The following is a 12,651-nucleotide window of genomic DNA, read 5'->3' as shown; positions in this document are numbered from 1 at the left end:
CGACAACGACCCCACCCGGCGACAACGACCCCACCCGGCGACAACGACCCCACCCGGCGACAACGACCCGGCCTGAGAAAGCGGCCCCGCCTGAGGACAACGGCGAAAACTTGTCGGACCCCGCCGCTTTACTCGACCCCACCCAAGAACGGGGTGGGGTTCCGCAGGGCGGGCTTGGGTTCGGCGGGGCTGGATTCGGCGGGGCTGGATTCGGCGGGGCTGGATGGGATATCCCGCGCGGCCTCCGGACCCCGTCCCCGCAACGCCGGCGGCCTGATCCCACCACCAACCACTCGCCGCTGGTCGCGCGTCAGCTAAGCGCTCCCACGGGTGCTGATGACGTCGGGCCGGCCGCAGGGCGCGACAGCGGGCGCGTCAGAAGAGGACGGTCGCGAACGAGCCGGCCGACACAAAGCCGCACCGGGCGTACACGCGCCGGGCCGGTGCGTTGTAGTCGTTCACGTACAAGCTCACGGTGGGTGACACCCGGCGCAGGGCGTCGTGGACCACGGCGGCCATCGCGGGGGCGGCCAGGCCCCGGCCGCGGAACTCGGGGTCGACCCACACGCCCTGGACCTGGGTTGTCCGGCGGGTCACGATCGCCAGCTCGGCCTTGAAGATGACTCGGTCGCCCAGGAATCTGGCGTACGCGCGCTTGCCCTTGACCAGCTCGGCGATCCGGCGACGGTAGCCTCGGCCGCCGTCGTCGAGCAGGGGCGAGACGCCCACCTCTTCCGTGTACATCGCCACGGCGGCCGGGAAGAGCTGGTCGACCTCGCCGGGGCGGACCAGGCGTACGTCGGGATCGGCGTTGACCTCGGGGTCACGGTCGGCGACCAGCAGGGGCTGGTTCGGGCGGACGTCGCGGGCGCGGCCCCAGTAGCCGCCGAGGCGGTCCCACAGGTCGAGCACCTGGTCGGAACGGCCGATGATCGACGAGCAGATGCGGGCCTCGCTGCCGAGCATGTCGGCGAAGGCGGCGGTGGCGGTCGGTGTCGTGCCGACGGGGACCAGGTGGGCGCCCGACCAGATGATCGACTCGACGCGCCGGCCGGCGCCGTAGCCGAAGATGCGGCCGTCGGAGCGCCACCAGTTCAGGCCGTGGGCCGCGACCCGCTCGGCGATCTGGGCGCCCGCGTAGGGATCACGGTCGAGGATCCGCTCGACCGCTGCGCGCTCGGACTCCCCGAGCTGGCGAATGGGCACCGTCAGCACAGGTATCACATTGCCAGATCCGGTGTCACTGACACGCGTAGCAACCCCCTCTTTCCAGAAACCCTTGCGTTCGATGTGTTGCCGATATATCGTCAAACTATCGACGACAGGTTGGAGATAGTCATGAGGTTCAACACTGAAGGTCACCCCTTCCACGGCGGCCGTCGCATGCGCGGCGGTTTCGGTCCCGGCTTCCCGTTCGGCGGTCACGAGTTCGGCCCCGGCGGCTGGGGCCCGGGCGGTCCATTCGGCCCCGGCGGCCCGCGAGGGCAACGCCGCGGAGGCCGCGGCAGCCGCCTCAACGTGCGGCCCGCGGTGCTCGCGCTGCTTCTCGAGCGGCCGATGCACGGCTACGAGATGATCCAGGAGCTCGACGCCCGCACGAACGGCATCTGGCGCCCCAGCCCCGGCTCGGTCTACCCGACCCTGCAGCTGCTGGAGGACGAGGGCCTCATCGAGGCGGAGGCCGACGGCGGTCGCAAGAGCTACCACCTCACCGACGCGGGCCGGCCCGAGGCCGAGACCGCGGCGCAGAACCCGCCGTGGGCCTCGATCGGCGACGACACGATGTCCCAGGTGCAGGATTTCCGCGACGCGGCGGTCGGCATCATGGGCGCGCTCAAGCAGGTCGGCTTCAGCGGCACGCCGGAGCAGCGGCAGAAGGCGCTCGAGGTGCTCAACGAGACCAAGCGCAAGCTGTACGCGATCCTCGCCGACAGCGAGTAATCAATGCACGACCGGAAAGGCGCATCCCACGGGGGTGCGCCTTTCCGGCGTCAAGCGCCCAGCGAAACCAGCGTTCCCAGCAGATCGGATTCCAGGGCCGGGGTGGGGAGCAGCGCCATCACCGGCACCGTCACGCCGGCCTCCACGTACGCCGCGACCTTCGAACGGCAGACGGAAGGCGAGCCGTGCACGATCAGGTCGTCGACCACCGAGTCGGGAATCGCGGCCAGCGCGGCCTTGCGCTCGCCCGCGGCCCACGCCTGCCACATCGGGCCCAGCGTCTCCGAGCGGCCGAGCCAGCGGTGGAACGCGGCGTAGGCGGGAACGGTGAGGTAGGCGGCGATCAAACGGCGACCGACCGCGCGGGCGTACGCGGCGTCGTCCGTCGGGCAGACGAAGATCCGCGCCGCGACCTCGAAGCCGCCGGGCGCCGCCTTGGTCTCGGCCAGCGCGGTGGTGACGTCGCCGGCCGAGAGCCAGTTCAGGATCACGCCGTCGGCCTCGGCGGCGGCAAGCCGGAGCATGCCCGGGCGCAGCGCGGCCAGCAGGATCTGCGGCGGGGTCGCGGGCGGCCGTTCGAGGCGGAACCGGCGCAGCGCGAACGTCCCGTAGTCGTGGTCGACCATCTCGCCGGCCAGGGCCGCCTTGAGGAACCGGAGCGTGTCGCGGCTGCGGGCGTACGGCTCGGAGAAGTCCACCGCGTTCCAGTCGCCGACCACGACCGGGGACGACGAGCCGAGGCCGAGCTGGAACCGGCCCGGCGCCGCCTCGGCGAGGGCGGCCGCGCTCATCGCGAGCAGGCCCGGCCCCCGGGTGAAGACCGGCGTGATCGCGGTGCCGAGGCGCAGCGCCGGGGTCCAGGCGGCGGCCAGCGCCAGCGGGGTGAACGCGTCGGTGCCCGCGACCTCGGAGGACCACAGGTCGGTGAAGCCGGCCTCGGCCAGCGTCTCGTACACGCCCTTGTGGTCGGCCAGCGGAACCCCGCCCAGCGGAACGGTCATGCCCCATCGCATCGACATGCGCATGATCCTGCCCTGCCGCGGCGAGTGAGGTCCACCACCGGCGGTGTGGAATAGGCCCCTTTGCGGGTACGTTTTTGAACTGACTGGTCAGTGCAAAAAGGGAGTTCGACCATGCCGGTGCTCATCGCTCGCGGGGCTGGCGTCCGACAGCGGCGCCGCTGGCTGTTCCGCGATCTTGACGTCGCGGTCGAGCCGGGCGAGGTGGTCGCGATCGTCGGCCCGCCCGGCAGCGGACGCACGACGGCGCTGCTCACGCTGGCCCGGCGCTTCCGGCTCGCGGCCGGGGAGGTGACCGTCGAGGGGCGGGCCGCGCTCGGCTACGTGCCCGAGGTCTCCGGTCCCGAACCGGTGTTCACGGTCATCGAGCACGTCCGCGAGCGGCTCGCCCTGGTCGGCCGTGACCGGCGCGAGGCGGATTCCGTCGGACTGCGAGGCCTCGACCGATCAACACCAGGGCGCGAGCTTTCGCCGTACGGGAAACAGGTCCTGGGTCTTGTTCTGGCCCAGCTCGAGAATCCGGCCGTGATCGCGCTGGACGGCCTCGACGCCGGTCTCGACGCGACCGAGCGGGCCGACCTGCTCGGGCTGCTGACCGAGATCGCCGCGACCGGGACGGCGATCGTGCTGACCGCGCGCGAGATCGACGAGAAGGCCGTGACCACGGTGATCCGGCTCGGCGACAACCGGCCCGAGAAGGATGAACAGGAGCAGGAGCGATGAGGGGTACGTCCACATTGGCGCTGGCCGGGATGGAGCTCAAACGCTTCACGCGCAGCCGGCTCACCGCGGCGGCCCTCGCCGTCCTGGCCGTCGTGCCGCTGCTCTACGGCGCGCTCTACCTCTACGCGTTCTGGGACCCCTACGGCCGGCTCAACCACATCCCGGCGGCGCTGGTCATCGAGGACCGGCCGGCCACGGCCACCGACGGCACCAAGGTGCACGCGGGTGAGGATCTCGCCGACGAGCTCATCCGGCGGCAGGTCTTCGACTGGCACGTCACCGACGAGAAGGGCGCCGAGCGGGGGCTGGAGAGCGGCAAGTACCAGATTCTGCTGCGCATCCCGAGCGACTTCTCGGCCGATCTGGTCACGGCCCCGGACGACGCCGCCGCCCCGGAGAAGGGACAGCTGCGCGCCGTCAGCGACGACGCCACCAACTATCTGAGCGGGGTCTTCGCGCGCACCGCGTTCGACGAGGTGCGGGCGGCCGCGGCGACCAGCGCGTCGGCCGGCTACTACGACCAGATGCTGATCGGGTTCACCGACCTCAAGGCCCAGACCCAGAAGGCGGCCGACGGCGCCGCCACGCTCGACGGGAAGATCGGGGAGGCGCGGGACGGGGCCGGGAAGGTCGCGGACGGGATCGACCGGGCGCACGACGGCGCGGGGCAGCTCGCGAGCGGCCTCGGGACGGCCGACCGGGGTGCCCGTGACCTCGTGGACGGGCTGACCCAGCTCAACGCCGGCGCCACGCAGCTCGCGACCGGGACCGCGCAGGCGGCGGCCGGCGGCAAGCAGCTCGCCACCGCCGTCGACGGGGCGGCCGACGCGATCGTGCCGGTGCTGCGGGACAACGCACAGTCCATTGCCGACGCCGCCACCCTCGTGGCCCGCGGCGCGGACACGCTCGCGGCCAACATCGGGGCCATCGACACCGCCGCCGACCAGGCCGTGCAGGACGCCGAGGAACTGCGGGACTACCTCGCCGGACTGCCCGCCGACACACCCGGGCTGGCCGACGCCAAGGCGCTCGCGGCCCGGCTGGTGACCTCGGCCGAGAAGGTGCGGCACACGGTCGACTCGGCCGACCTGAACCAGCTCAAGAAGCAGCTCACCCAGGTCGCGGCCACCGCCCGGGAGGTCGCCAAGGCGGCGCCGCACCTGGCCGACGACGTGCAGGCGGCCCGGGCCAAGGTCGACCAGCTCGCGACCGGGCTCGGCCGGCTCGCGACCGGCGCGCAGCGGCTCGAGACCGGCACGGCGCAGGCGAAGGACGGCGCCCAGGATCTCGAGGGCGGCATCTACCGGCTCGCGACCGGCGCCCGGCAGCTCGACGGCGGACTCGCCACGCTCTCGTCCGGCGGGCACCAGTTGGCCGACGGGCTCGGGCAGATCGAGGGCGGCGCCAACCAGCTGGCCACCAAGCTCGCCGACGGCGCCGGGCAGATCCCCGGCTATGGCGACGACACCTCGCATCGGGCCGGGATCCTCGCCGACCCGGTCGGGCTCGACCGTACGGTGCGGCACCCGGCCGGCACGTACGGCGTCGGCTTCGCGCCCTACTTCCTGGCCCTCGCCCTCTGGGTCGGCGGCATGATCACCTACATGGTGCTGCGGCCGCTGAACCGCCGGTACCTGATGTCCGGCGCGCCCGCCTACCGGGTGGCGCTGGCCGGCCTGCTGCCCGCGGTCGCGGTCGGGCTCACCCAGGCGACGCTGTTGTTCGCGGTGGTGCGTTTCGGGCTCGGCCTGTCGCCGGTGCATCCGCTGCTCACCTGGGCACTGCTGATGCTCACGGCGGCGGCCTTCGCGGCGATCATGCAACTGATCGGCGCGGCGCTCGGGGCGCCCGGCCGGATCGTGGCGCTGGCGCTGCTCATGCTCCAGCTGACCTCCTCCGGCGGCACCTATCCGGTGCAGACCACGCCGGGGTTCTTCCAGGCGATCCACCCACTGTTGCCCATGACGTACGTGGTGGAGGCCGCTCGCCACGCCATCGACGGCGGCGCGGCGGGACCGGTCTGGCTCGGGGTCGCGGCGCTCATCGCGTACGGGATGGTGTCCTTGATCTTGACCGTGGTTGTCGCCCGTCGCGCCCGGCGCCTGACCTCGTCGGCGCTGCACCCGGAGCTCGCGATCTGAGATGTGATGGACTGGTGCCGTGACGGAGGAACGGGCGGTGACGGACGGGCGTAGCCGGCGCCGGGCCGAGACCCGGCAGAAGCTCTACGAGGCGGCCGTCGAGCTGATCGCCGAGCAGGGCTTCTCGGCCACCACGGTGGACGACATCGCGTTGCGCGCCAAGGTCGCCAAGGGCACCGTCTACTACAACTTCAAGTCGAAGAACGACCTCTTCGAGGAGCTGCTCCGGCACGGCATCGGCCTGCTCACCGACGGTTTCCGCACGGCGGTCGTGGGGTTGCCGCCGCGCGAGGCGGTGGGGGCGCTGGTGCGCACCCAGCTCGAGTACATCCGCCGCTACCGGGCGTTCGCGCAGCTGCTGCTCTCGGAGATGTGGCGCACCAACCGCGAGTGGCACCAGACCCTGATCCTGCTGCGCGAGCAGGCGATCGGGGTGATCGCGGAAACCCTGCGCGCGGGCGTCGACTCCGGGGACCTTCCGGCCGACCTGGACGTACGGGTGGCCTCGGCCGCCCTCTTCGGGATCGGGCTCGTGGTCGCGGTCGACTGGCTCGTGTTCCAGCCGGATCGCCCGATCGAGGACGTCGAGGAGTCGTTGCTGGCGATCGTGCGCCGGGTCGGGTGATGTCCGGCCGCCGCTGCTGACCGGTCTCGTGGTGGCGTTCGACGGGATCGCGTACGTGCTGGTCGGTCTGATCGCCGACCGGGTCGACCGGAAGCGCCTGATGGTCGGCGCCGACGTGGTGAACGCGGTCGCGCTGGCGTCGATCCCGCTGGCCTTGGCCGCCGGCGGCGTCGCTGCTGTTCGTGGCGTTCAGCGCCGGCGGGTTGCTCTCGGTGGTCGTCCTCCCCCCTCCGGCTGTCCTCGGGTGGCCTTGATCGCAACGCCGCTCGCGGCCGGGTCGTTGGCGGGGGTGAACGCGAGCAACAACATCGTGTACCGCCAGGCCGAGACCCTGGAGCCGATGCCGAGCCGGGTGAACGCCGCGGGTCGCATGCCGGCCTGTGGCGTGGGGATGCCGTTGGGGTCCTTTGTGGCCGGCCTGGTCGCGTCGGCGGCGGGGGCTCGGTCGGCGTTGTCGGTGGCGGGCGGGTTTGCGCTGTTGGCGGTGGGGTTGGCGTGGTTGTCGCCGCTGCGGACGTCGGGGCTGGTTGTTCCGGTTCAGGGCGATCATCGCCGAGATCTGGCGTCGGTGTTGATACTCCAGCGAACCGGGACTCCACCGGCCTCGCCGATATGCAGCGATCGCCGAGCGGCCCAGTCCGCGTCGCGGATCGACCGCAACTGGGCGAGCTCACCCAGGTGCCCGAAATCTGGCTGCCACGTCGGAGCCTGCAACATCGCCGGCCCCAACGGCGCCGAGTTGCGGGAAGGGTTGCGCAACGCCCTGTGGACAGCCCTCGAAAAGTGTCACCGCCGGCCGGTAATCTCGCCCCACCCAGTTCCGGGGTGGGGTGGCTGCTGGGCTCGGCTGGTGAGCTGGGCTGGTGAGCGCCCCCACTCGCGGCGGGCACCCCTGATCAGCCGTCGTCGCGGCAGAGGCAGAACGGGTGGCCGGCCGGGTCGAACAACACCCGCACGTTCTCCTGCGGCTGGTGCGCGGCCAGCGTCGCGCCCAACGCCAGGGCCTCCGCCACCGCTGACTCCAGATCCCCGACCTGGAAGTCGAAATGCGTCATCGGCCGCTGCTCGCCCTTGGCCGGCGGCCAGACCGGCCGCTCATAGTCCGTCGCCTGCTGGAAGACCAGGAAGCTCGCACCCCCGGGAACGGCCACGATCGCCGTGCCGGGCTCCTCGTGGCCGATCGGCCAGTCGAGCAGCTCCGAGTAGAACCGTGCCAGCGCGCCGGGGTCGGGGGCCTCGATCGCCGCGCCCCACCACATGCCGTTTGCCCTTGATCGCATGACCGTTAGCGTGGCAGATCGCGAAACGATTACGAAGAGGAGTCGCATCGCTCTGTCACCCTGTCGGCATGACGACGGAGACCGGGCGACTTCTGAACCAGAACGAGCAAGCGATCGTCTCGACCCTGCTCAACCTGCATTGCCCGGAGGCGGGCGGGCTGCTGCTTCAGATCCCCGATCTGCGGGTTGTCGGCGGCTGTTCCTGCGGCTGCCCGACCGTCGATTTCCGCGACGACGCGGACGGCCTCGAACTCATCGCCGACGCCCGGGTCGCGGGCACCGACGGCGACGCGATCTTTTTGTTCGGGCACGACGGCGCCCTCGACCGGCTGGAGTACATGTGGATCGGCGGGCCGCCGCCGGCCTGTTGGCCGACGCCGGAGGCCCTGATGGACCCCCGGTCGTCCAGGCGTGTCTCCTGAAGTTGCGTGACAACCACGGAGAGTCAGTGCACGGTCACCTGCGGGCCGGGAAGCAGCTCGCGCAGCTCGTCGGGCAGGTCGGCGCCCATCTCGTCGGCCAGCCGCAGGGCCTCCTCGACCAGGGTCTCCACGATGATCGACTCGGGGACGGTCTTGATGACCTTGCCCTTCACGAAGATCTGACCCTTGCCGTTGCCGGACGCGACGCCCAGGTCGGCCTCGCGGGCCTCGCCCGGACCGTTCACGACGCAGCCCATGACCGCCACCCGCAGCGGCACCGGGAAGCCCTCGAGCGCCGCGGTGACCTGCTCGGCCAGCGTGTAGACGTCGACCTGGGCGCGGCCGCAGGACGGACAGGAGACGATCTCGAGGCCGCGCTCGCGCAGGCCCAGCGACTCGAGGATCGCGTTGCCGACCTTGATCTCCTCGACCGGCGGGGCCGACAGTGACACCCGGATCGTGTCGCCGATGCCCTCGGCCAGCAGCGCGCCGAACGCGACCGAGCTCTTGATCGTGCCCTGGAACGACGGGCCGGCCTCGGTGACGCCGAGGTGCAGCGGGTAGTCGCACTGCTCGGCCAGCTGCCGGTAGGCCCGGATCATGACGACCGGGTCGTTGTGCTTCACCGAGATCTTGATGTCGCGGAAGCCGTGCTCCTCGAACAGCGAGCACTCCCAGAGCGCCGACTCGACCAGGGCCTCGGCCGTGGCCTTGCCGTACTTCTCGAGCAGGCGCTTGTCGAGGCTGCCCGCGTTCACGCCGATGCGGATCGGGACGTGGGCCGCGGACGCCGCCCGGGCGATCTCCTTGACCTTGTCGTCGAACTGGCGGATGTTGCCGGGGTTGACCCGGACCGCCGCGCAGCCGGCGTCGATGGCCGCGAACACGTACTTCGGCTGGAAGTGGATGTCGGCGATCACCGGGATCTGCGACTTCTTGGCGATCGCGGGGAGCGCCTCGACGTCGTCCTGCGACGGCACCGCGACCCGGACGATCTGGCAGCCCGAGGCGGTCAGCTCGGCGATCTGCTGGAGGGTCGCGTTCACGTCCGAGGTGAGCGTGGTCGTCATCGACTGCACGCTGATCGGCGCGCCGCCGCCCACCGGCACGCTGCCCACCATGATCTGGCGGCTTTGCCGCCGGGGCGCCAGCGGCGGCGGGGGCACGGCCGGCATACCGAGACTGACTGCGGTCACTGTCGCATCACCTATTGAAGATCTGGATCGGGTTGACGATATCGGCGGTGACGGTCAACAGGGTGAACGCGCCACCGATCAGAATCACCGCGTACGTGATCGGCATGAGCTTGTAGTAGTCCACGCGACCCGGGTCGGGCCGGCGCAGGCGAGCATAGAGCCACGACCGGACCCGTTCGAACCAGGCGATCGCGATGTGACCGCCGTCGAGCGGCAGCAGCGGCAGCAGGTTGAAGATGCCGATGAAGATGTTCAGCGTGATGAAGATGTTGAGGAACAGCTCGGGCACGCCGTGCTCGATCGCCTCGCCGCCGAGCCGGCTCGCGCCGACCACGCTGATCGGGGTGTCCGGGTCGCGCTCGCTGCCGGTGAGCGAGTGCCACAGGGCCGGCACCTTCTCGGGGATGCGGCCGAGCGACTTGAACGTGTTCTCGACGATGAACCAGCCGTAGCCGAACGTGGCCGGGACCGCCGACCCCACGTTGTACTTGATCGTGGTCGGGACGCCGACGTCGGCCCACCCGAGCGCGGCCACCGAGACCTTGCTGGTCGAGGCGCTGTCGTCGGTGAGCGGCTTGCGGTCGGCGGTGACCAGGTCGACGGAGACGGTCTTGGTGACGCCGTCCCGCACGAACTCGAACGGCACCTGGCCGGCCGGCTGCGATCGAATGGCGTCGGTCAGATCCCCGTACGTGCTGATCGGGGTGTCGCCGACCTTGGTGATCAGGTCTCCGTCGCGGATGCCGGCCGCGTAGGCCGGCCCGGCAACCCCGCCGTCCTGGCCCACCACGCAGGTCTGCGCGCTCGCCGGGATGGTGACCCAGGTGCAGTCCGAGACCGTGACGTACGCCTTCTGCGTGGCCTCGTCCGCGTTCGTCGTCGGGTAGTGCGTGTTGGGCAGGCCGAGCGTGAACGCCACCACCCAGGCCGCGGCCAGCGCGAGCAGGAAGTGGGTGATCGAGCCGGCGGACATGACGATCGTCCGCTTCCACACCGGGAAGCGCCACATCGCCCGCGGCTGGTCGGCCGGCTCGACGTCGTCGTCCTGCGGCGTCATGCCGACGATCTTGCAGAAGCCGCCGAGCGGGATGGCCTTGAGGCCGTACTCCGTCTCGCCGCGCCGCCACGAGAAGAGTGTCGGACCGAAGCCGACGAAGTAGCGGGTGACCTTCATGCCGAAGCGCTTGGCGGTGATCATGTGGCCCGCCTCGTGCAGGCTCACCGAGATCAAAATGGTCAGCGCGAAACCGGCCACTCCCAGCCAGTAAAGCATCAGGCTCCTTCAGCGATCATCTGCTGTGCCTGGGCACGGGCCCATGCCTCCGCGGCTAGCACTTCCTCGACGTTACCCGGCTCGGCAAACTCCGGAGCCGATGCGAGAACTCGCTCCAGGGTGTCGACGATGCCCAGAAAAGGTAGCCGACCGGCGACGAACGCGGCCACACACTCTTCGTTGGCGGCGTTGTAGATGGCCGGGCGGCAGCGACCGGTCCGGCCCGCTTCCTTCGCCAGGCGTACGGCGGGAAATGCCTCGTCGTCGAGAGGGCGCAACTCCCAGTTGTGCGCCTCACGCCAGTTCACGGCCGGCGCGGCCCCCGGCACCCGCTCGGGCCAGGCCAGCGCGAGCGCGATCGGCAACCGCATGTCGGGCGGGCTGGCCTGCGCCAACGTGGAGCCGTCGGCGAACTCGACCATCGAGTGGATCACCGACTGCGGGTGGACCATCACCTCGATGTCGTCGTACGCGATGCCGAACAGCTCGTGCGCCTCGATCACCTCGAGGCCCTTGTTGACCATGGTGGCCGTGTTGATCGTGACGACCGGGCCCATGTCCCACGTCGGGTGCTTGAGCGCGTCCTCCGGGGTGACGTCGGTCAGCTCCTCGCGCCGCCGCCCGCGGAAGGCGCCGCCGCTCGCGGTCAGGATGAGCTTGGTCACCTCGGTCGCCGTGCCGCCGCGCAGGCACTGGGCGAGCGCCGAGTGCTCGGAGTCGACCGGCACGATCTGGCCCGGCTTCGCGATCTTGTGAACCAGCGGGCCGCCGGCGACGAGCGACTCCTTGTTGGCCAGCGCGAGGATGCGTCCGGACTCGAGCGCGGCCAGCGTGGGCGCGAGGCCGAGGCTGCCGACCACGCCGTTGAGCACCACGTCGCAGGGGACGCGGGCGAGCTCGGTCATCGCGTCCGGTCCCGCCACGATCTTGGGGATGCGGAAGCCGCCGGTGGCGTAGCCGCGCTTCTGCGCCTCGGCGTAGAAGGCGAGCTGGAGATCCTGGACGACGCTGGCCCGGGCCACGCCGACCACTTCGGCGCCGAGCTCGAGCGCCTGGGCCGCGAGCAACTCGACGTTGCCGCCGCCCGCGCCGAGGGCGACCACGCGGAAGCGGTCGGGGTTGCGGCGGACGATGTCGATGGCCTGGGTGCCGATGGAACCCGTCGAGCCCAGCAGAACGAGGTCGCGCATGGGGCAATCTTCCCGGACGCGTTCTGGGTATAGGGAACCGGTGGAGCTGTTTCGAGGTCGTGACGTCGCGCTGCGGGCGGCCGCGGTCACTTTCTACGGCGGGATCGCGGTGGTGCCGATCGCCCTGCTGGCGATCTGGGTCACCGGGCGGGTGGCAGGCGCGGACCGGGTACGGCGCCTGACCGCCCACACGATCGCGGCGCTGCCGTCCGAGATCGGCGCGCCGCACGCCCTGGCCGTGCTGATCGACGCGGGCCTGCGCCTGACGCCGGTCTTCGCGCTGGCCAGCCTGCTGCCGGCCACGCTCTACGGCGAGGGTCTGCGGCGCGCGTTCGTCTCGCTGCGCGAGCCGGACATCCGGGACACCGCGGTCGGCTGGAAAGGCCGCTTGCTCTGGTTGCCGGCATTGGCGGCGGCGCCGGCGTTGCTGCTGGCGATGTTTCTCGCGCTTCCCGCGACAAGTTCCCTGTGGGTACGCGGCGGGTGGTACGCGGTGTTAGCAGTGGTTCTGTCGTTCCTCGCATGCTGGCTCGTGCTCACGCCGGTGGTCATCTGGGTCTACCGGTACGTGGCGCCCGGCCGCCCCCGCTGGCTGGTGACCGTCGTGATCGGCTCGTTCACCGCCGCGAACCTGGCCGGCTTCCTGCACGGCTTCGTGCTGTTCTGCTCGCTGCCCCTGAACCTGGGCGCCCCGTTCGGCGGTTTCGACCAGATCGGCGGCATGGTGGCGGTGGGCCTGTGGCTCTATCTACTCCATGTGATCCTGCTGGCCGGTTACGCCGTCACCTGGTCGCTGACCAAGCGGAACGGTTGAGTAACTCCGAGACACATTTCGCATACG

The 12,651-nt window shown here is 71.0% G+C and carries 12 protein-coding genes; 6 read left to right on the top strand and 6 right to left on the bottom strand.

The features are described 5' to 3' along the window. Positions 1-375 precede the first annotated feature (375 nt). A complete protein-coding gene (locus ACZ6TB_RS15660) occupies positions 376-1,215 on the bottom strand; it encodes a GNAT family N-acetyltransferase (protein WP_465554808.1) in 840 nt (279 codons plus the stop codon). A 168-nt stretch (positions 1,216-1,383) separates the two neighbouring features. On the opposite strand from ACZ6TB_RS15660, the gene ACZ6TB_RS15655 reads away from it, so the two are divergent. Then, positions 1,384-1,941, top strand: coding sequence for a PadR family transcriptional regulator (locus ACZ6TB_RS15655; RefSeq protein ID WP_465555557.1), 558 nt, complete (start codon positions 1,384-1,386; stop codon positions 1,939-1,941). A gap of 50 nt (positions 1,942-1,991) precedes the next feature. Here ACZ6TB_RS15655 and ACZ6TB_RS15650 read toward each other — a convergent pair whose 3' ends face one another. Then, positions 1,992-2,960 carry an LLM class F420-dependent oxidoreductase gene (locus tag ACZ6TB_RS15650; RefSeq protein ID WP_465554806.1) on the bottom strand — a complete coding sequence of 323 codons (969 nt, stop codon included), beginning with the start codon at positions 2,958-2,960 and terminating at the stop codon, positions 1,992-1,994. Between the two features lie 114 nt (positions 2,961-3,074). Here ACZ6TB_RS15650 and ACZ6TB_RS15645 point away from each other — a divergent pair, with 114 nt between their 5' ends. Genes ACZ6TB_RS15645 through ACZ6TB_RS15635 form a run of 3 tightly spaced genes read left to right on the top strand, consistent with a single transcriptional unit; the run spans position 3,075 to position 6,449 of the window. Next, on the top strand, positions 3,075-3,683 hold the full coding sequence (locus ACZ6TB_RS15645) for an ABC transporter ATP-binding protein (protein ID WP_465554804.1): 609 nt from the start codon (positions 3,075-3,077) through the stop codon (positions 3,681-3,683). Beyond that, positions 3,680-5,824: a YhgE/Pip family protein gene (locus ACZ6TB_RS15640; RefSeq protein WP_465554802.1), complete on the top strand. Its 2,145-nt coding sequence runs from the start codon at positions 3,680-3,682 to the stop codon at positions 5,822-5,824. Before ACZ6TB_RS15645 ends, ACZ6TB_RS15640 begins: the two co-directional genes overlap by 4 nt. A gap of 37 nt (positions 5,825-5,861) precedes the next feature. Then, the gene (locus ACZ6TB_RS15635; protein WP_465555556.1) at positions 5,862-6,449 is read left to right on the top strand and encodes a TetR/AcrR family transcriptional regulator; all 588 of its coding nucleotides are present in this window, start codon (positions 5,862-5,864) and stop codon (positions 6,447-6,449) included. 896 nt (positions 6,450-7,345) lie between these two features. On the opposite strand, the gene ACZ6TB_RS15630 is transcribed toward ACZ6TB_RS15635, so the two are convergent. Next, complete coding sequence (locus ACZ6TB_RS15630) at positions 7,346-7,729, bottom strand: VOC family protein (protein ID WP_465554800.1); 384 nt, start codon at positions 7,727-7,729, stop codon at positions 7,346-7,348. Positions 7,730-7,797: 68 nt separating this feature from the next. Here ACZ6TB_RS15630 and ACZ6TB_RS15625 point away from each other — a divergent pair, with 68 nt between their 5' ends. Continuing rightward, on the top strand, positions 7,798-8,151 hold the full coding sequence (locus ACZ6TB_RS15625) for a hypothetical protein (RefSeq protein ID WP_465554798.1): 354 nt from the start codon (positions 7,798-7,800) through the stop codon (positions 8,149-8,151). Between the two features lie 23 nt (positions 8,152-8,174). Here the strand turns inward: ACZ6TB_RS15625 and ispG are convergent, their stop codons facing one another. Genes ispG through dxr form a run of 3 tightly spaced genes read right to left on the bottom strand, consistent with a single transcriptional unit; the run spans position 8,175 to position 11,810 of the window. Beyond that, positions 8,175-9,347: a flavodoxin-dependent (E)-4-hydroxy-3-methylbut-2-enyl-diphosphate synthase gene (ispG, locus tag ACZ6TB_RS15620; RefSeq protein ID WP_465554796.1), complete on the bottom strand. Its 1,173-nt coding sequence runs from the start codon at positions 9,345-9,347 to the stop codon at positions 8,175-8,177. A gap of 7 nt (positions 9,348-9,354) precedes the next feature. Beyond that, positions 9,355-10,620: a M50 family metallopeptidase gene (locus ACZ6TB_RS15615; RefSeq protein ID WP_465554794.1), complete on the bottom strand. Its 1,266-nt coding sequence runs from the start codon at positions 10,618-10,620 to the stop codon at positions 9,355-9,357. After that, positions 10,620-11,810: a 1-deoxy-D-xylulose-5-phosphate reductoisomerase gene (dxr, locus tag ACZ6TB_RS15610; protein ID WP_465554792.1), complete on the bottom strand. Its 1,191-nt coding sequence runs from the start codon at positions 11,808-11,810 to the stop codon at positions 10,620-10,622. Before dxr ends, ACZ6TB_RS15615 begins: the two co-directional genes overlap by 1 nt. Between dxr and ACZ6TB_RS15605 the strand changes: the two genes are divergently transcribed. After that, positions 11,809-12,624: a YhjD/YihY/BrkB family envelope integrity protein gene (locus ACZ6TB_RS15605; RefSeq protein WP_465554790.1), complete on the top strand. Its 816-nt coding sequence runs from the start codon at positions 11,809-11,811 to the stop codon at positions 12,622-12,624. The genes dxr and ACZ6TB_RS15605 overlap by 2 nt on opposite strands. Positions 12,625-12,651 lie beyond the last annotated feature (27 nt).

This window comes from Actinoplanes sp. NPDC051537 (genome assembly GCF_055586105.1).
The sequence above is the reverse complement of the archived record's forward strand: the minus strand, read 5'-3'. Positions and strand labels throughout refer to the sequence as shown.